General features: G+C 40.4%; 21 protein-coding genes and 1 other annotated feature. Of the genes, 17 read left to right on the top strand and 4 right to left on the bottom strand.

Translation table 11 applies throughout. The features are described 5' to 3' along the window. The first annotated feature begins 172 nt into the window (after positions 1-172). The 17 genes from gap to BQ9859_RS10055 all read left to right on the top strand — a co-directional run bounded on the left by gap (position 173) and on the right by BQ9859_RS10055 (position 13,312). Positions 173-1,186, top strand: a complete 1,014-nt coding sequence (gap, locus tag BQ9859_RS10130; RefSeq protein ID WP_075878028.1) for a type I glyceraldehyde-3-phosphate dehydrogenase — start codon at positions 173-175, stop codon at positions 1,184-1,186. A 156-nt stretch (positions 1,187-1,342) separates the two neighbouring features. Further along, entirely contained in the window at positions 1,343-1,519 is a 177-nt protein-coding gene (locus BQ9859_RS12470) for a hypothetical protein (protein WP_154666063.1), read from the top strand. Further along, complete coding sequence (locus BQ9859_RS10125) at positions 1,520-2,167, top strand: hypothetical protein (RefSeq protein WP_075878027.1); 648 nt, start codon at positions 1,520-1,522, stop codon at positions 2,165-2,167. It abuts the gene before it with no gap. Beyond that, positions 2,163-2,360: a binding site (T-box leader), on the top strand. Its footprint overlaps the gene before it by 5 nt. 45 nt (positions 2,361-2,405) lie before the next feature. Further along, positions 2,406-3,740, top strand: coding sequence for a cysteine--tRNA ligase (gene cysS / locus BQ9859_RS10120; protein ID WP_075878026.1), 1,335 nt, complete (start codon positions 2,406-2,408; stop codon positions 3,738-3,740). Between the two features lies 1 nt (position 3,741). After that, positions 3,742-4,128 carry a Mini-ribonuclease 3 gene (locus tag BQ9859_RS10115; RefSeq protein WP_075878025.1) on the top strand — a complete coding sequence of 129 codons (387 nt, stop codon included), beginning with the start codon at positions 3,742-3,744 and terminating at the stop codon, positions 4,126-4,128. Beyond that, the gene (gene rlmB, locus BQ9859_RS10110) at positions 4,125-4,856 is read left to right on the top strand and encodes a 23S rRNA (guanosine(2251)-2'-O)-methyltransferase RlmB (RefSeq protein WP_075878024.1); all 732 of its coding nucleotides are present in this window, start codon (positions 4,125-4,127) and stop codon (positions 4,854-4,856) included. The genes BQ9859_RS10115 and rlmB overlap by 4 nt, the downstream gene beginning before the upstream one ends. A 20-nt stretch (positions 4,857-4,876) precedes the next feature. Then, positions 4,877-5,479: a sigma-70 family RNA polymerase sigma factor gene (locus tag BQ9859_RS10105; RefSeq protein WP_075878023.1), complete on the top strand. Its 603-nt coding sequence runs from the start codon at positions 4,877-4,879 to the stop codon at positions 5,477-5,479. Positions 5,480-5,609: 130 nt separating this feature from the next. Next, positions 5,610-5,759 carry a 50S ribosomal protein L33 gene (gene rpmG / locus BQ9859_RS10100; protein ID WP_075878022.1) on the top strand — a complete coding sequence of 50 codons (150 nt, stop codon included), beginning with the start codon at positions 5,610-5,612 and terminating at the stop codon, positions 5,757-5,759. Positions 5,760-5,771: 12 nt separating this feature from the next. Then, positions 5,772-5,951 carry a preprotein translocase subunit SecE gene (secE, locus tag BQ9859_RS10095; RefSeq protein WP_235846429.1) on the top strand — a complete coding sequence of 60 codons (180 nt, stop codon included), beginning with the start codon at positions 5,772-5,774 and terminating at the stop codon, positions 5,949-5,951. Between the two features lie 10 nt (positions 5,952-5,961). Beyond that, positions 5,962-6,510: a transcription termination/antitermination protein NusG gene (gene nusG, locus BQ9859_RS10090; RefSeq protein WP_075878021.1), complete on the top strand. Its 549-nt coding sequence runs from the start codon at positions 5,962-5,964 to the stop codon at positions 6,508-6,510. A gap of 62 nt (positions 6,511-6,572) precedes the next feature. Continuing rightward, the gene (locus BQ9859_RS10085) at positions 6,573-6,779 is read left to right on the top strand and encodes a hypothetical protein (protein ID WP_083662845.1); all 207 of its coding nucleotides are present in this window, start codon (positions 6,573-6,575) and stop codon (positions 6,777-6,779) included. A 16-nt stretch (positions 6,780-6,795) separates the two neighbouring features. Continuing rightward, positions 6,796-7,566: an HAD-IIA family hydrolase gene (locus BQ9859_RS10080; RefSeq protein WP_075878020.1), complete on the top strand. Its 771-nt coding sequence runs from the start codon at positions 6,796-6,798 to the stop codon at positions 7,564-7,566. Positions 7,567-7,735: 169 nt separating this feature from the next. Further along, positions 7,736-7,966, top strand: a complete 231-nt coding sequence (secG, locus tag BQ9859_RS10075) for a preprotein translocase subunit SecG (protein WP_075878019.1) — start codon at positions 7,736-7,738, stop codon at positions 7,964-7,966. A gap of 42 nt (positions 7,967-8,008) precedes the next feature. Beyond that, positions 8,009-10,195 (top strand): ribonuclease R, encoded by a 2,187-nt coding sequence (rnr, locus tag BQ9859_RS10070; protein ID WP_075878018.1) that lies wholly within the window; start codon positions 8,009-8,011, stop codon positions 10,193-10,195. A gap of 4 nt (positions 10,196-10,199) precedes the next feature. Next, positions 10,200-11,330 carry a CapA family protein gene (locus BQ9859_RS10065; RefSeq protein WP_075878017.1) on the top strand — a complete coding sequence of 377 codons (1,131 nt, stop codon included), beginning with the start codon at positions 10,200-10,202 and terminating at the stop codon, positions 11,328-11,330. Positions 11,331-11,340: 10 nt separating this feature from the next. Next, entirely contained in the window at positions 11,341-11,796 is a 456-nt protein-coding gene (smpB, locus tag BQ9859_RS10060) for an SsrA-binding protein SmpB (RefSeq protein WP_075878016.1), read from the top strand. A gap of 112 nt (positions 11,797-11,908) precedes the next feature. Continuing rightward, complete coding sequence (locus BQ9859_RS10055) at positions 11,909-13,312, top strand: alanine/glycine:cation symporter family protein (RefSeq protein ID WP_202613484.1); 1,404 nt, start codon at positions 11,909-11,911, stop codon at positions 13,310-13,312. Here BQ9859_RS10055 and BQ9859_RS10050 read toward each other — a convergent pair. From BQ9859_RS10050 to BQ9859_RS10035, 4 genes are all read right to left on the bottom strand, one after another. Beyond that, positions 13,309-13,992, bottom strand: a complete 684-nt coding sequence (locus tag BQ9859_RS10050; RefSeq protein ID WP_075878014.1) for a response regulator transcription factor — start codon at positions 13,990-13,992, stop codon at positions 13,309-13,311. The genes BQ9859_RS10055 and BQ9859_RS10050 overlap by 4 nt on opposite strands. Before the next feature lie 110 nt (positions 13,993-14,102). Beyond that, positions 14,103-15,128 (bottom strand): aspartate-semialdehyde dehydrogenase, encoded by a 1,026-nt coding sequence (locus BQ9859_RS10045; RefSeq protein WP_075878013.1) that lies wholly within the window; start codon positions 15,126-15,128, stop codon positions 14,103-14,105. Beyond that, complete coding sequence (locus tag BQ9859_RS10040; RefSeq protein WP_075878012.1) at positions 15,125-16,456, bottom strand: aspartate kinase; 1,332 nt, start codon at positions 16,454-16,456, stop codon at positions 15,125-15,127. The genes BQ9859_RS10045 and BQ9859_RS10040 overlap by 4 nt, the downstream gene beginning before the upstream one ends. Continuing rightward, positions 16,453-17,577, bottom strand: a complete 1,125-nt coding sequence (locus tag BQ9859_RS10035) for a homoserine dehydrogenase (protein ID WP_075878011.1) — start codon at positions 17,575-17,577, stop codon at positions 16,453-16,455. Before BQ9859_RS10035 ends, BQ9859_RS10040 begins: the two co-directional genes overlap by 4 nt. Positions 17,578-17,690: the final 113 nt, after the last annotated feature.

The following is a 17,690-nucleotide window of genomic DNA, read 5'->3' as shown; positions in this document are numbered from 1 at the left end:
TAGACAAAAAGGATGTGGAGGCATCCTTTTTTAGGATGAAAAGGTAATAAAACTCGTGATTAGGAATCATGAGGAAAGAAAATGTTAAAAAATTCACAGGAACCATCTTTCTTAATTGACAATGAAATGGCAAATCTTTATAATATAAGATGTCAAAAGGAGGACTTTTAAAATGACAGTAAAAGTTGCTATTAATGGATTCGGACGTATCGGACGTCTTGCATTCCGCCAGATGTTTGGGGCAGAAGGGTATGAAGTAGTTGCCATCAACGACCTAACTTCACCAGCAATGTTAGCTCACCTGTTGAAATATGATTCAACTCAGGGACGTTATGCATTGGCAGACACAGTAGTAGCTGGTGAAAAATCCATCACTGTTGACGGAAAAGAAATCACGATCTACGCTGAGGCTGACGCTAAAAACCTGCCTTGGGGAGAACTGGGAGTAGATGTTGTATTAGAGTGTACAGGATTCTATACTTCCAAAGCAAAAGCAAGTGCACATATCGAAGCTGGTGCACGTAAGGTAGTTATTTCTGCACCTGCAGGAAACGATCTGCCTACAATCGTTTACAACGTAAACCATGAGACATTGAAGCCAGAAGATACAGTTATTTCTGCAGCTTCTTGTACAACAAACTGCTTGGCTCCAATGGCTAAAGCATTAAATGATTTGGCACCTATCCAAAGTGGTATCATGACTACAGTTCATGCTTACACTGGTGACCAGATGACATTGGACGGACCTCAGAGAAAAGGTGACAAACGTCGTTCTCGTGCTGCTGCAGTGAACATTGTTCCTAACTCTACAGGTGCTGCAAAAGCAATCGGTTTGGTTATTCCTGAATTGAATGGTAAACTGATCGGTTCTGCACAGCGTGTTCCAACTCCTACAGGATCAACTACAATCTTGGTAGCTGTTGTAAAAGGCAAAGTAACAAAAGAAGAAATCAATGCTGCTATGAAGGCTGCTCAGACTGAATCTTATGGTTACACTGAAGAAGAATTAGTATCTAGCGACATCGTTGGTATGCGTTATGGATCATTGTTCGATGCTACTCAGACAATGGCTCATGAAATGGAAGACGGAAACACACATGTACAGGTTGTTGCTTGGTATGACAACGAAAACAGTTACACGAGCCAGATGGTTCGTACAATCAAATACTTCTCTGAATTGAAGTAATTGTTGTTTTAGAGTGTTCTTGATGAACACTCTTTTTTTGTTTTTGGCGGCTATTGAGAGGTTCATTCTGCATGTAAAAATGATGCATAAGAGGAATACCTGTGTTATAATAAAATCACGTCGAATTGATTGTAAAATGAAATAGGAGATGATCATATGCCGGTAAAAGAACGTTTAGGAGAAGATGTAGGTGAAACATCTTTAGAAGGAATGGATGATCTGGATCTTGCATACTTGAAGGAACTGAAAGATAGTGGAATCAGCGAAAGTTTGTTAGAACAATTTCAGAGTATTGCAGTCGAAATGCAGGAAGAGAAGAAGGAGAAAAAATAGATGGATTTATGGGTTTTGATCCTGATCACGGTCTTGTTATTGGGAATCATTTTTGGTGGAAACATAATATTGCGTCGCAGATATACGAAAAAGATCATGCTGACAATGGCAAACGAGGATATGGATGGCTTTTTTCAAATCATCGATTCTTTTGGATGCAAAATGATCTTGCGACCTGGTGAACGTGAGATGATGCGTTTAAGTGCCTACTTAACACAGGGGAAAGCAAAAGCAATCGAGGAACAATTGCAATTGATGCTGCATATGCGTTTGAAGAAAAAAGAGAAAGCATCAGTTGCTGTGCAAGGATTTTATTATTATGTGGAAACAAAAAATCGCCGTAAAGCAAATGATATGATCAAGGTCGTAGAGGAGAACGGAACTCCTCAGTCGGTAAAAGAACTAAAGATGATAGCAAGTATCTTGCTTCGAAAAGAGGCAAAATATATTAAAGAATTTGAAGAATATCATGCAAATGCACAAGCTGATCAGCAGCGCGGGATGTTTGCTTATTTGTTAGGATTACAGTATTCTTATGTTCATGAAGATGAAAAAAGCAAACAGTATTTAAAAGAAGCCAAACAATTATTAAAAAACACACCATATGAAGAAGTGATCAATGATTTGTTAAAAGGAAAAAAAGCATAAACCAGTGAGGAAAAGAGTAGTATTACCAGAAGCAGCAGCGATTCCCGGAGGGTGCGAGCGGGAGGCCCAACGTAATATGAAGTGCATTTCCGAGGGCTTTCCCGACATGTAGGGAAAGACGTATCCTGCGTTAAAGGAAAAAGTGGAAAGCATCTTTCAAGCAAAGTGGGACCGCGCAGATTGCGTCTTTGCATAAAGAGGCTTTTTTTATATAAAATATAGAAAAGGAGCAGACGATATGAAAATTTATAACAGTATGTCAATGAAATTGGAAGAGTTTCAACCGCTAGAAGAAGGAAAAGTCAGCATGTATGTGTGCGGACCAACCGTATATAACTATCCGCACATTGGAAATGCCCGGCCAATCGTGGTGTTCGACACGTTAAAGCGAACATTGCAGGCACTTGGATATGAAGTGAAAATGGTGAGCAATTACACCGATGTTGATGACAAGATCATCAACGTAGCAAAAGAGCTGGGAGTCAGTGAGAAAGAAGTAACGGATAAATTTATCAAAGCATATAACGATGATCGTTTGGCATTGCATGCGATGATGCCGGATGCTGCACCTCGCGTAACAGAAACGATGGATGCCATTATTGCATTTATAGCATTGTTAGTGGAGAAAGGATATGCTTACCAAGTGGATGGTGACGTTTATTTCCGTGTAGGCAAGGTAAATGAATATGGAAGTTTGTCACATCAACGTATCGATGATCTGATCGTTGGTGCACGTATCGATGAAAACAGCAAGAAAGAAAATCCATTGGATTTTACATTATGGAAGGCAACGGATGAGGGAATCCAATGGGATTCACCATGGTCAAAAGGCCGTCCTGGATGGCACACAGAATGTGTTGTTATGATCAACGATGTATTTCAGCGTCCTTTGATCGATATTCACGGCGGCGGAATGGATTTAAAATTTCCGCATCATGAAAATGAAATTGCACAATCCAGAGCAGCTTATGGAACGAGTATTGCCCGCTATTGGATCCATAATGGCATGATCAATATCAATGGGGATAAGATGTCAAAATCATTGGGAAATGTATTATGGGCAAAAGATATGATTGAGCAATACGGAGGCAATGAAATTCGCTGGATGATGTTGTCCGCACATTATCGCGCTCCATTGAATATCAGTGATGAAACCTTGACAAATAGTCAAAAAGAATATGAACGGATTTCTAATTCGATGAAACAGGGATATGTAAAATTAGCACTAAATCGCGCATGCGTCGAAGGTGAATTGTTAAACGAATATTATCAACCATTCATGGATGCAATGGCAGATGATCTCAATACCCCGAATGCACTGGCAGCCGTTTTTGATGTCAGCAAGAAATTAAATACGGCGATTCGTCAAAGAGAAATGGATCAGATGCTGGTTGCTTCATTATTAAAAACGATGCAGGCAATGATGCAAGTGCTAGGTATTGAAATTCCGAAATGCTGTGTAGGTGAAGAAGACTGCGTTTTATATGAAACATGGAGAAAGGCAGTCAAAGAAAAAGATTTCCAAAAGGCAGATGTCTATCGCGCGCAGCTGATGGAAAAAGGTATTTTGTAATATGGAAATCGTCAATTACAATGCAACAACATTAGCATTTATCGGAGATGCATGGATGAGCTTAAAAGTACGAATGCATATGTTAGAAAAAGGATATCAAAATCCAAACACTTTGCAAAAAAAAAGCAGTGCCTGGGTATGCGCCAAAGCACAGGCAAAAATGTTGTTGACCTTGAAAGAAGAACATTTCTTTCTAGAAGATGAAGAGCTGATTCTTGCGAGAGGAAGAAACGCAACAATCAAAACAAAAGCAAAAAATGCGGACATTATGACGTATCGCTATTCGACTGCTTTTGAAGCGTTGATCGGTTATCTTTATCTGTTTCATAAAGAAGACCGTTTAGAGAAATTATGGAATAAGATTCAGGAAATAGGAGAAACATTATGACACAGATCGTATATGGAAAGAATGTAGTATTGCAGCTGTTAAAAGAAGATACGAAGGTTTATGAACTGTTGCTGATGAAGGGCATAAAAGATCAGCGACTGGTTCAAATAGCCAAAGCACAACAGATTCCTGTTCGCTGGATGACACGCGATCAGTTGGATAAAAAAACGAAGAATACCCATCATCAGGGAATTGCTGCAGTGATCGATGAATATCGCACGTATACGATCGAAGAACTGTTGGCTAGTGTCCCACAGGGAAAAAATGGACTGTTTGTCATGTTGGATGAATTGGAAGATCCGCATAATTTAGGTGCAATTTTGCGTAGTTGTGATGCTGTTGGAGCTGATGGAATCATTATTGGCAAGCATCGCAGCGTATCCTTAACGCCAACTGTGGCAAAAGTAAGCACAGGTGCGATCCATAGTGTGAAAGTCAGTGCAGTTACTAATTTATCGCAAACCTTGCAATATATGAAAGAACAAGGTTACTGGGTCATAGGTGCCGATCTGGAAGATGCAAAGGATTATCGAGAGGGCAGTTATGATATGCCTATGGTACTCGTCATCGGTTCAGAGGGTTTTGGATTGCGTCCGTTGGTGAAAAAACAATGTGATTATTTTGTACGTTTACCCATGATTGGAAAAGTCAATTCATTGAATGCATCTGTTGCCTGTGCCATCTTGTTGTATAAAATTTTTGAACAACGTTACCCGCTTTCCAAATAGACTCCTTTTAGGAGGCAGGAATGAAAGAGTCAAAATACAATGATAATGAACTCGTATACATGATCCAGCAAGGAGATGAAGAGAGTTTTCGATTATTATTAGAATTGTATCAGCCAAAGATCTACAGGATCATTCGTCAAAATTGTACTTATCAAATGCAATCCAGTCATCAGGAAAAAGATTTGTTGCAGGTGGCTGCCCAAGCATTGTTTCGTGCTGTATTTGATTACCGCGAACATTTTGGGATTCGTTTTAACACGTTTTCTTCTAGGGTGATACGCAATGCATTGATTGATTATCAACGTCTGCAGTATCGAAGAGATCCTTCTTTTCATTATGATATGCTGGCGTTAGATGCGCCCATACAAAAAGACGGGAACGCTATCGTGCTGGATCAGATTCCCAGTATGCGCATAGAAGAAAATGGAGCGTTTCAAATTTATCTGTCTTCATTGAAACAGAAGGAACAGGAATTGAAAAAGCAATTGAAGCCATTGGAATATGAGATTTATCGCCTGCGCAATGAAGGCTATACATATGCACAAATTGCAAAGAAGGTACAAGTGAATCGAAAAAAGGTTGAAAATACCTTGGCAAAAATACGTCGTTTATATTTTAAATAAGGAAAGGCTGCCGCTTTTCCTTTACTTTTATTCTGCGCGATTATATAATAAAAGGGATTGTAAGAGGAATTGACTATTCTTCTTCTTTATGATAAAGTAAGTACGCTAATTGTGAAATGAGGTGGCGTAGATGAAAGATAAAGTAATATTGACTTGCAGTGAGTGTCTTTCAAGAAATTATACGACTCATAAAAACAAAAAAACACATACACAGCGTATTGAATTGCAAAAATACTGTAAAAAATGTGGGAAACATACACTTCATAAAGAAACGAAGTAAGGAGCGATCAGAATGTTGAAATGGTTTAGTATTTCAGGAATCCGCAAAGAAATCAAACGTATTCGCTGGCCGAAAGCAAAAGATCTATTCGCAAACAGTGCAACAGTAATCATGTTTACTGTTTTGTTTGGAATCTTTTTCTTATTGTGTGAATTAGTAGCAAGTGGTTTCTTGACGGTAATTGGATTATAGGAGGATAACGATGAGCGAAGCAAAGAAAGAATGGTATGTTGTAAATACCTATGCGGGACATGAGAACCGTGTAAAAGAAAATCTAGAACGTCGTATTGAAACGATGGGGTTACAAGATTTCTTGTTTCAGATCGTCGTAGCAGAAGAAAAAGAAATTGAGTACAAGAATGGCAAAGAAATCGAAAAAACTAAGAATTTGTTCAGCGGTTATTTGTTTGTACAGATGATCATGACGGATGAAGCCTGGTACATCGTGCGTAATACACCAGGTGTAACCGGATTTATTGGTTCCAGTGGTGGAGGTGCGAAACCGTTTCCTGTAGCTGAAGAAGAGATGGAAAACATTCTTCGTCGTCTAGGAAAGAATCAGCGTGATGTGCAGGTTGATTTTGCCATCAAGGATCGTGTCCGCATTTTGAATGGTGCGTTCAAAGGATCAGAAGGCACAGTAGAAGAGCTGGATCCGACAAGACAGGTCGCAACAGTATTGCTTGTATTATTTGGCAGAGAGACACCGACGGAAATACCTTACAGCGATCTAGAGAAGATAGAATTATAAAAAACAGCTTTAAAAAGCTGTTTTTTGCATAAAATGACAAAATACGAGAGAAGTTCACAGGTATGCTGAAATGGGAAGTGAACAGCATGCGTCAACGTATCGGAATGATCCTTTGTGTAACTGGCATTCTTTTGTTATTTTCACCTAGAATAGATCTGCAGCAGTTACTATCTGTCATTCTTTTATTGGGTAAGGATCATTGGCCTTTTGCCCTTGTGATAGCGGGACTTGTTTTGCTGCGTCCGCATAAAAGAAAACGGAAATCATGATTCAGGAGGAGTAAATATGGCAGGAAAGAGAACATATTTTTTAGATCTGGATGGAACGATGTATCGAGGAGACACATTGATCGAAGGGGCAAAAGCATTCATTGATTGGCTTTTAGCAACCAGCCAGTCATTCCTCTTTCTTACCAATAATGCGACCAGAACGGCCAGACAAAATGTAGAGCATATGGAGCGTTTAGGGTATCAAGGAATCAAAGAAGAACATTTTTTTACCAGTGCGATGGCAAGTGCACGCTATGTTGCAAAACACAGCGATAAGCGAACAGCATTTGTGATCGGCATGGATGGCTTGAAAGAAGCCCTTTTACAAGAGGGATTTACGATCGTAGAAAAAAATGCTGATTTTGTTTTTGTAGGCCTTGATAAACAGGCAGACTATCGACGATACAGCGATGCTTTAAAAGAATTATTGAATGGTGCTTGCTTGATTGGAACGAACTATGATCGGATCATTGCGACTAGTGAAGGATATGATGTTGGAAATGGTTCTATTGTTACGATGTTTGAATATGCCAGCAGTCAGACTTCTCCGCGGATCGGGAAGCCGTATGCACCTATTTTAGAATTGGCGCTGGAACAGCTGCACCTGCAAAAGGAACAGGTCATATTGATCGGCGATAATTTAGAGACGGATATTCGTTTAGGTTATGAACAAGCAGTTGAAACAGTACTGGTTACCACAGGTGTCCATCAGCGGACAGATATGGAACGATTACATATCTTTGCAGATCATGTAGTGGATGATCTAAGAGAGTTGATTGAAAAGTAATGTGCAGATATGCAATAGAGATAGAGGAAGTTGTCAGCGGATATGGTATAATATAAGCAGTAGAACGACATGCACTGCAGATTCTATTTGCCATTTCCCATAATCAATGCTATAATGTCTACGCAATCCTCAATTATAGGTAAAAAGCATGAGAAAGGGGGATTATTGTATGGAATTTTTGCAGATCATACTGATGTTTGTATCGGTCGTATTGATAATACTCTCTTTACTGCAAAGCGGCAAATCGGATGGATTAAGTTCTGCATTTACGGGATCCGGTGATTTGAATTTGTTTGCCAATACGAAAGAACGTGGACCAGAAAAGGTCATTTCCAATGCAACAATGGTCATTGGAATCATATTTTTTGTTCTTGTAGTATTGATCCGAGTATTGAAATAAGGCCCTTGCATGGGTCTTTTTTTATGGATGGAGGAACGAGCCATGAAAGAAAAACTGTTTGAACTGTTAAAAAAAGAACAAAGAGGATATGATGTCCATCAGTTGGCTGAAATATTAAATATACAAGGCAGTGATCAATATAAAAAATTCGTACGTCAGTTAAATGAACTGGAAAACGAATGGATCATTGCCCGTGATCAAAAAGATCGTTACCATATGGCGGAAGATCTTGGATATTTTCAAGGAAAATTGCGAGTCAACGCAAAAGGCTTTGGATTTGTAGATCTGGATGAAATCAGTTATTATGTCGCAAAAGAAAATTTGCATTTAGGAATGGATCAGGACCTGGTACTTGCACATATTTTAAAAGATGGAAGACATGATACAGAATGTGAAATAGTACGTATTTTAGAACATCACAATAAGCGCTTTGTCGGAGTCGTGAAAAAAGATCGGGATCAATTTTATTTTCTTCCTGACAAGGATCTGGCAAAGCGCAAGATCCTTGTCAATAATTACGACGCTTTTCCATTGGTGCATGATTCAAAAGTTCTGGTTGAAATTGATTCTTATGGAAGGGAATTGCAGGGACACATCACCAAAGTGCTTGGCTATAAATATGATCCCGGGATCGATATCTTGTCTTTATTATTAGAAAATGATATTTATACGGAATTTATGGAGGCAACACTAAAAGAAATCGAAAAAGTGCCAGATCATGTGGAGCCCTCTATGATAGAAGATCATCGGCAGGATTTGCGTGATCTCTTAACGATTACCATCGACGGGGAAGATGCCCGCGACTTTGATGATGCCATCAGCATTCAAAAAGAAAAAGACGGCTATCGCTTATGGGTGCATATTGCGGATGTATCGTATTATGTGCGCGAGGGCAGCGCGTTGGATAAAGAAGCTTATCGCCGGGGAACCAGTGTATATGTTACCGACCGTGTCGTTCCGATGCTGCCGCAAGTGCTCAGCAATGGTATTTGTTCTTTAAATCCGAAAGAAGACCGCCTTGCCATCACGGCACAAATGGATATTGATAAGAGCGGAACGATACGTGCATATCAGTTATATCCGTCTATTATCAATAGTGACGAACGAATGACCTATACGAAAGTGAATCGTATCATGGATGGAGATCTTGCCTTGATGAAAGAGTATTCTCATCTGCTGGCCATGATTTCTTATATGCAAGAATGTGCGGGATGGATCCGGCAAAGACGGCATGCTCTGGGGGCAATCAATTTTGATACAAAAGAAGCCAGGATCGTCGTAAATGAACAAGGAGAACCTCAGGAGATCCTCTTAAGAGAAAGAGGAGAGGCAGAGCGTATCATCGAGGATTTCATGATTTGTGCAAATGAATGTGTGGCGGCACATTTGAAATGGTTGGATCTTCCGGCCATGTATCGTGTTCATGAACAGCCGGAACCAAAGAAAGTACGTACGTTTGCGCGTATAGCAAAAACGCTGGGTTATTCTTTTGTCGTCAATATTACGAATGTGCATGCGAATCAATTTCAAAAGTTGTTAGAGGAAGCAAAAGGAAAAGAAAATTATGATGTTTTGTCTTCCTACATGCTTCGAAGCATGCAAAAGGCTCGCTATGATGCGCATTGTTTAGGACATTTCGGTTTAGGATTGAGTGAATACCTCCATTTTACTTCACCGATTCGCCGCTATCCGGATCTTGTCGTGCATCGCATGCTGCACCGTTATGTATTTGAAACAAATCAAGATGAGAAACAGATAGAAAAAGATGCCCGCTGGATTGTACAGGCGGCTGCGGATGCCAGTGTACGAGAACGATGTGCACAAGAGGCAGAACGCGATGTAGACGACATGAAAAAAGCGCAGTATATGGAACGTTATGTCGGCAATGCTTATGTAGGAAAGGTATCTGGTGTAACTCGCTTCGGACTGTTTGTGGAATTAGAAAATACGATCGAAGGATTGGTGCATATCTCTTCCATGAAAGATGACCGCTATCAGTATCATGAAGAAGCACTGTGTTTGATCGGGGAACATACTGCAACGGTTTACCGGATGGGCGATGAGGTAAAAGTACGATGTGTTGCTGCTAATCGCTGGAAACGACAAATTGATTTTGAATTATTGGCTCCGTCAAAACGAAAGTGGAAAAAAAGAGCAGAAGAAAAGCCTGCAAAAGAAAACCATTTTCGCAAAAGAAGGCAAAAAGGGCGATTAAGAAAGAGAAGATAATAGGATGAAAAAGGGAAAAGGAATGGTATTAATGCTGGTCTTTCTGCTGGCTGGATGTCAGACGACACCTGCACCAACGCAACCTGAGACAGCAGAAACAGTAAAAGAAGAAACAAAAGAGGTTAGTTTTTTAGCTGTAGGAGATAATTTGATTCATGGTGCTATCTATTATTATGGTGATCAAGGAGATGGTACTTATAATATAGATGGTGTTTATGCGCGGACCAAACAGGATATTTCTGCAGCCGATGTTGCTTATATCAATCAGGAAACCATCTGCGGAGGAACAAGTCTTGGATTGTCTTCATATCCGGTTTTTAATGGACCATATGAGGTGTTAGATGCAGTTGCCAATGCCGGCTTTGACTGGATTTCCACTTGCAGCAATCATTCAATGGATAAAGGAGAACAAGGAATACGGAATCAGTTGGCATATCTTGAAAAGCTGCCGTTGGTAGAAACTGGTACCCATCAGAATGAAGATGACAAAAAAAACTATCGTGTAATAGAGAAAAATGGTCTGCGTATCGGTTTATTGAGCTATACATATGGATTAAATGGATTTGTATTGCCGGAAGGGAAATCATATTTGGTGGATCTTATCGACGAAGAGCGAATCCAACAGGATGTAGAGAATATTTCAGAAATCAGCGACATTCAGATCGTTTCGATGCATTGGGGAGAGGAGTATCAGTTTGCTCCTAATGAGGAACAAACGCAACTTGCACAAATGTTGACTGACTTAGGCGTAGATGTCATCATTGGCTCTCATCCCCATGTATTACAGCCGGTGGAACAATTGACAGGAAAAAATGGGAACGAGACATTGGTATGGTATTCCCTGGGAAATTTTGTGTCTGCACAAGATGTCAATTATCGCATGCTGGGCGGAATGGCACGTTGGAAGTGCGTGTATGATCCAAATGATCAAAGCGTACATTTTGAAGATGTCTCTTTTGAACCTACTGTCATGTATTTTAATCAAACGATCACTGATGTTCAGGTATATCCATTAAGTGAATATAATGATGATCTGATAGCAACACATTATATTCAAGGACAAGATATGTCCAAACAGTATTTTATTGACTTGTCAAAGGAGATCATGGGTGATAAAGTAGAACTGATTTATTAGGAGTGAGAAAATGGCAGATCGTAAAATCGTAGCATATAATCGAAAAGCATCACATGATTATTTTTTAGAAGATCGCTATGAAGCGGGTTTGGAATTACAGGGGACTGAAATCAAATCACTTCGAAATGGGAAAGTGCAATTAAAAGATGCTTATATCAGTTTTGTAAATCAAGAAGCTTTTGTGAAAGAGATGCACATCTCTCCCTATACTTATGGGAATCGTTTTAATCATGAAGAAACGCGCATACGAAAATTATTATTGCATCGCAGCGAGATTACACGTCTGCAGCAAAAAGTGCAGTTAAAGGGTTATACAGTCGTTCCAGTATCCATTTATTTGACACACGGGATGGCAAAAATGGAAATTGCTTTAGCAAGAGGTAAAAAGTTGCATGATAAACGAGAAAGTGAAAAGGCAAGAGATGCGAAGCGAGAAATTGAAAAGGCAATGAAACAGATGCGCTAGTGAAAAGTGTTTGTAAATACGAACACTTTTTTATTTTACTGTTTCTTTGTAATGCCGTTATCTGTTATAATAAACATAATTACAGTATTTTGATAGAAATGAGAGTATTTTTATGGCGATAATTCAATGGATCTATAATTTGTTATGGGGAGATTTGTTTGTCCTTCCATTACCGGGGGGCAATACGCTTAGTTTATCTGTCTTAGTCTTGATCTTAGTCCCTGCAGGCATTTATTTCACGGTACGTACACGTTTTTTGCCTTTTCGCATGTTTCCTGAGATGATCAAGGTTACGCTGGAAAATAATAAAAAAGGAGATGCCAAAGACGGCATTTCCGGCGTGCAGGCATTGATCGTTTCTACTGCCTGTCGAGTGGGCATGGGAAATCTGGTTGGTGTTGTAGCGGCAATTTCGGCAGGCGGAGCAGGAGCGGTTTTCTGGATGTGGTTAATGGCGCTATTAGGCTCTTCAACTGCGTTTATCGAGGCGACACTGGCACAGATCTACAAAGAAAAAGACCCTTTATATGGAGGATATCGCGGTGGACCTGCTTATTATCTGCATCATTTATTTGTCAAGAAAGACAGCCGTCGAAAGCGTTCGATCATTGCTTCTTTATTTGCTGTTTCCGGCTTGATCTGTTGGTGCGGCATTAGTCAGGTAACGGGGAATTCTATCTCGTCTGCTGTCAAAAATGCATTCCAGATCCCGCCTCTTTATTCGACCATCGTTCTGGTCGTTATTGCGGCAATTATCGTGTTGCGAAAAAATACGACCGTTCGTGTCTTGGATATTATCGTTCCGATCATGGCAGCATGTTATTTCTTTATCACCCTCTTTATCATTATCCGTAATTTCTCATTATTGCCATCTGTTTTTTCCAAGATTTTTGCGGAGGCATTTGGATTTCGTCAAGTTGTTGGCGGCGGGATTGGCGCGGTGATCATGAATGGTGCAAAAAGAGGCCTGTTTTCCAATGAAGCAGGCTCCGGATCTGCTCCTTGTGCAGCCGCAGCTGCCAATATCTCTCATCCGGCAAAAGAGGGACTGTTACAAGCATTAGGTGTATTTATCGATACATTGCTGCTTTGCAGCTGTACAGCAATGATCATGTTATTAACCCCAGAAGCTTTAACAAAAGGACTGGAAGGGATGGACCTGTTACAAACCTCCATGCAGTATCATCTTGGTTCCTTTGGCGTGATCTTCATTGCAGTGATCATGTGGTTATTTAGTTTTTCCACATTTTTAGGTATCTTGTTCTATGCGAGAAGCAATGTTGCATATTTGTTTGGTGATCGCTGGATTGCCCAGACTTTATATAAGATCGTAGCACTAGTCATGCTTTTTGTCGGCGGGCTGGCGGCTTATCAATTCGTATGGGATCTAGGTGATGTGGGAGTCGGATTGATGACGATCTTCAACATGATCGCATTATTTCCGCTTGCACCCAAAGCCCTTGCATCTTTGAAACAATATGAAGCAACATTAGAAGAGAAGACCGTAGATTATTAATCTGCGATCTTTTTTTCTAACAAATAACCGATTCCTCTGGAGGATGTGATCTGCACCTGACTATTTTTTAGTTTATTTCTTAATTTGAATGTATGAACATCAACAATGCGGGTATCTCCGTCATAGTCAAAGCCCCATAGTGCATTTAATATTTCATTGCGAGATAGAACGGTGTTGGGATGATGCAGATAATATGCCAGCATGTCAAATTCCTTGCGCGTCAAAGAGATTTCTTCTTTGTTGATCTGTACCCGCCGATTTTGTTCATTCAAGACAATATCGGCAAAAGTGATTTGTCCTTTGACCGGTTGCGGTTTTCGCAACTGCAAGTGATGGCGAATGCGAATCTCTAGTTCTCGTGGAGAAAAAGGCTTGTGCATATAGTCATCCACCCCTGCAGCAAATGCTTGTTCCAGATCGTCCATTCCATCTTTTGCTGTTAACATAAAAAGGATGCTGTTGATATGGTGTTGGCGCAACAGAGTTACCAGTTCGATTCCGCTCATCTTCGGCATCATCCAATCAATGATGATCAAATCGTAATCGTTGTCCTGTAAAATCTTTTGATACCCTTTCTGTGCATCTTCTACGTCTTCTACTTCAAAACCGGCTTTTAATAAATCATATCCAATAATTTTTCGTATGTCTTCATTATCGTCAATGATCAATATCTTGCTCATAAATAACACCTCGCATGTTTATTAAAACATAACAATATCATCATTTTATTAAGAAATCGTAAAAGATAGGTTATTTTTTGGTTGTGAAAATATGAAAAAAGACTGAATGATCAGTCTTTCGTTTCCTTTTCAATCAACAGCTGCGCAATCTGAACAGCATTGGTTGCAGCTCCTTTTCGAATTTGATCTCCGCAGCACCAGAATGTTAAGGAATGGTTGCTTGGATCAGAGATATCTTTACGTATGCGCCCAACAAACACCAGATCTTGATCACTTGTGTCGATCGGCATTGGATAAAGGGATCGTGATGGATCATCTACTAAACGGACACCTGGCGCATCTTTTAATAATGCTTTTGCTTTTTCTACGTCCACCTCTTTTTCAAAAGTTACGGTAATGCTCTCGGAATGGGAACGAAGAACAGGTACACGTACACAAGTACAGTTGACCATCAGATCTTGTGCATGCAGGATCTTGCGGCCTTCGTTTTGCATTTTCATCTCTTCGCTGGAGTAACCTTCTTCGTTAAATCCGCCGATTTGCGGGATCACATTACAAACGATTTGATATTGGAATGTAGATGGTTTGGATAGAGGCTGCTCGTTTACAAGTTCCTTCATTTGTTCGTTTAATTCACGGATGCCGCCAATACCAGCGCCGCTGACCGCCTGATAGGTGGATACGATCATTCGTTTCGCATGGAATGCAGCATGAAGTGGCTGTAAAGCTACCAGAGCGATGATTGTTGCGCAATTAGGGTTGGCAATCATTCCATGATGCTGGAAAGCATCTTCCGGATTTACTTCCGGAACAACCAGCGGTACGTTTTCGTCTAGACGATAGGCACTGCTGTTATCAATGACGACCGCTCCGTTTTTTGCGGCGATGGGCAAGAATTGTTTTGCTATATCGTTTTCAGCAGCTCCTAATACGATATCAAGATCCTGGAAACTATCTTCTCTCGCTTCTTCGATCGTGATCATTTGTCCTTTGAACGGTATTTGTTTGCCTGCACTGCGCTTGCTTGCAAACAAACGCAAGGAAGCAACAGGAAGATCTTTTTCTTCCAATACTTTTAACATTTCTCTTCCTACAGCACCTGTAGCACCTAAGATGGCAACACGATATTGTTTCATTGTTTTTCCTCCTCTTGAATAAAGGCATCGTAGATGGCTGCGATGGTCTTTTCAAAATCTTTATTTTCTACACCGACAATGATGTTGATCTCATCGCTTCCCTGAGCAATCATGCGAATGTTGATATCATTATTGCCAAGTGTTGCAAATATCCGACCGCTGATCCCCGGATGTGAACTCATGTTGCGTCCGACGGTAGAAATCAAAGCAATTTCATCTGATACTTTGATTTGATCAGGTTCTAATTCTTTTCGAATGTCATTGACAATATCATAAATGATATCCTTGATGTCTTTTGTAGCAACAACAACGCTGAAAGAATCAATTCCACTTGGAATATGTTCGATAGATACACGGTAACGTTCAAAAACAGATAGTGCTTTGCGCACTGTACCAACACTTTCGGACATATGATTTTTATAGATGGAAATAGACGAAAAGTCTTTTTTGCCGGCAATACCGGTAATGATCGTATCATCCTGTGCATCGTCATCTAATTCGCTGACGATGATCGTACCGGGATTGTCGGGATCATTCGTATTTAAAATGTTGATCGGAATATTGCTGTCGAGGATCGGAAAGATTGCATCTTCGTGCAAAACGCTGGCTCCCATATAAGACAGCTCGCGTAATTCGTTATACGTAATCTTGCGAATTGGGCGGGGATTGCGAACGATGCGCGGATCAGCCATCAGAAAGCCTGAAACATCGGTCCAGTTTTCATATAAGTCGGCATGCAGACATTTTGCCAAAATGGAACCGGTAATATCACTTCCGCCTCGTGTCATGACGCGAATTCGTCCATCCGGAGCACTGCCGTAGAATCCCGGCATCACGAAGGGCTGATTGTTTCGCGCAAGTCTTTGTAAACTTTTTTCACAAAAATCATAGTCGATCGAACCGTCATAGCGAAAACGAATGACGTCTTTGGCATCCACAAATGCATAGCCCAGGTACTCTGCCATTAAACGAGCTGTAAAATATTCCCCCCGGCTGACCAATTCATCTACAGAAATTGCTGTTTTCATTTGATTCCATAAAGCGTCTAATTCTCGTTCTATTGGAAAATGAAGATGCAGGTCATTGCGAATCTGAATATAGCGCTGCCGGATCATTTCATATACGTTGGAACAATCTACATGATATTGCATATGCGCTTGACATAGATATAAAAGATCAGTGACTTTATTATCATGTTTATTGGCTCGACCCACGGCGCTGACAACGACAAAACGCCGGGATGGATCGCTTTCTATAATATGTTTGACTTTCTGGAATTGCTGTGCGTTTGCTAACGAAGAACCCCCAAACTTTGTGATCTTGATCATTGCATCTCCCCCTTTGTGCTTATCCTTGCTAAAAATGCAGCTGGATCTTCTTGCAATATCTCACGGTAGATCTCATGCATCCAAAGTGGATCGACAGCATGATAAGTTTGATATTGCTTATCTTTCCGCAAGATATAATCGCCTTTTAATAACGAGGTATCAAATGTCTTATGAGTGAGGACCACTGGATCGGGCACTTCTTTATGCTGGATAGCAATAACATCAGAGACAATCGCATTACCGGTTGGAAGTGCCCCGGCCCCTTGACCGTAGATCTTAAGATCTCCTAATGTTTCACCATAGAGAGAGGTTAAATTATAATTATCCGGGATATTTGCTTCCAATGTGTCTGTTTTGATCAGCGTCGGCTCTACAACGCAGGCATAACGATCTTTCTGCATGCAGGCGTGCATCAATAAACGGATGCTGTAGCCGTGCTGTAAAAAATGATGAAGATCTTGTTTTGTCAAATGACGAATTCCGCTGATCGGGAAGTCACGCGTACAAACAATGTCGAATGCTAAAGATGCGGAGATCATCGCTTTGTTTGCAGTATCGATGCCATCGATATCGGCACTGGGATCAGCTTCTGCATAACCGGCATCCTGTGCTTCTTTCAACGCAACAGCGAATTCCAGATCTTTTTTGACCATTTGATCAATGATGTAATTGGCTGTTCCATTGAAGATCCCGCTGATTCGCTGGATCAAATCGATGCGTTTTGCCTGCAATAAAGAATGGATCCAAGGGATGCCTCCGCCGCAGCTTGCTTCAAAACGAAATTGAACCTGCTGCTTTTGTGCAGTTTCTATGAATTCTTGATAATGTGCTGCTACAACTGCTTTATTTGCGGTTACGACGTGTTTTTTTGCCTGCAATGCTTTCATGATATACGTATGTGCCGGTTCGATGCCGCCCATCACTTCTACAATGCATTCACATTGCGGATCTCGCAAGATCTGGTCATAATCTTCTACCATGATCGGTAGTTTCTTCTCTTTTCCTTTACGAATCAGTATATGCGCTATTTCAATTTGTGCAGTATCATTTGTATCTTTTCGATTCAAGATTTCATAGACACCTTTCCCTACAGTGCCAAAACCTAAAAGTGCGATCTTCATGTCGTTCCATCCTCCAAAAAAATGTTTTTGTTTCAAAAACACTTGTATTAAAATTGCATACATTGTATCATAGGTATTATCAAATTGCAATGAGAAATGAAAGGAGTGTTCGT

This window comes from Merdibacter massiliensis (genome assembly GCF_900155395.1).
Taxonomy (GTDB): Bacteria; Bacillota_I; Bacilli_A; order Erysipelotrichales; family Erysipelotrichaceae; genus Merdibacter; species Merdibacter massiliensis.
Note: the sequence above shows the minus strand (reverse complement) of the source record. Positions and strands in the feature narration are given on the sequence as shown.

Excerpts from the sequence above, each read along its gene's own strand:
- gap (WP_075878028.1), top strand. The coding sequence starts at position 173 with ATGACAGTAAAAGTTGCTATTAATGGATTCGGACGTATCGGACGTCTT.
- BQ9859_RS12470 (WP_154666063.1), top strand. The coding sequence starts at position 1,343 with ATGCCGGTAAAAGAACGTTTAGGAGAAGATGTAGGTGAAACATCTTTA.
- BQ9859_RS10125 (WP_075878027.1), top strand. The coding sequence starts at position 1,520 with ATGGATTTATGGGTTTTGATCCTGATCACGGTCTTGTTATTGGGAATC.
- cysS (WP_075878026.1), top strand. The coding sequence starts at position 2,406 with ATGAAAATTTATAACAGTATGTCAATGAAATTGGAAGAGTTTCAACCG.
- BQ9859_RS10115 (WP_075878025.1), top strand. The coding sequence starts at position 3,742 with ATGGAAATCGTCAATTACAATGCAACAACATTAGCATTTATCGGAGAT.
- rlmB (WP_075878024.1), top strand. The coding sequence starts at position 4,125 with ATGACACAGATCGTATATGGAAAGAATGTAGTATTGCAGCTGTTAAAA.
- BQ9859_RS10105 (WP_075878023.1), top strand. The coding sequence starts at position 4,877 with ATGAAAGAGTCAAAATACAATGATAATGAACTCGTATACATGATCCAG.
- rpmG (WP_075878022.1), top strand. The coding sequence starts at position 5,610 with ATGAAAGATAAAGTAATATTGACTTGCAGTGAGTGTCTTTCAAGAAAT.
- secE (WP_235846429.1), top strand. The coding sequence starts at position 5,772 with ATGTTGAAATGGTTTAGTATTTCAGGAATCCGCAAAGAAATCAAACGT.
- nusG (WP_075878021.1), top strand. The coding sequence starts at position 5,962 with ATGAGCGAAGCAAAGAAAGAATGGTATGTTGTAAATACCTATGCGGGA.
- BQ9859_RS10085 (WP_083662845.1), top strand. The coding sequence starts at position 6,573 with ATGCTGAAATGGGAAGTGAACAGCATGCGTCAACGTATCGGAATGATC.
- BQ9859_RS10080 (WP_075878020.1), top strand. The coding sequence starts at position 6,796 with ATGGCAGGAAAGAGAACATATTTTTTAGATCTGGATGGAACGATGTAT.
- secG (WP_075878019.1), top strand. The coding sequence starts at position 7,736 with ATGGAATTTTTGCAGATCATACTGATGTTTGTATCGGTCGTATTGATA.
- rnr (WP_075878018.1), top strand. The coding sequence starts at position 8,009 with ATGAAAGAAAAACTGTTTGAACTGTTAAAAAAAGAACAAAGAGGATAT.
- BQ9859_RS10065 (WP_075878017.1), top strand. The coding sequence starts at position 10,200 with ATGAAAAAGGGAAAAGGAATGGTATTAATGCTGGTCTTTCTGCTGGCT.
- smpB (WP_075878016.1), top strand. The coding sequence starts at position 11,341 with ATGGCAGATCGTAAAATCGTAGCATATAATCGAAAAGCATCACATGAT.
- BQ9859_RS10055 (WP_202613484.1), top strand. The coding sequence starts at position 11,909 with ATGGCGATAATTCAATGGATCTATAATTTGTTATGGGGAGATTTGTTT.
- BQ9859_RS10050 (WP_075878014.1), bottom strand. The coding sequence starts at position 13,992 with ATGAGCAAGATATTGATCATTGACGATAATGAAGACATACGAAAAATT.
- BQ9859_RS10045 (WP_075878013.1), bottom strand. The coding sequence starts at position 15,128 with ATGAAACAATATCGTGTTGCCATCTTAGGTGCTACAGGTGCTGTAGGA.
- BQ9859_RS10040 (WP_075878012.1), bottom strand. The coding sequence starts at position 16,456 with ATGATCAAGATCACAAAGTTTGGGGGTTCTTCGTTAGCAAACGCACAG.
- BQ9859_RS10035 (WP_075878011.1), bottom strand. The coding sequence starts at position 17,577 with ATGAAGATCGCACTTTTAGGTTTTGGCACTGTAGGGAAAGGTGTCTAT.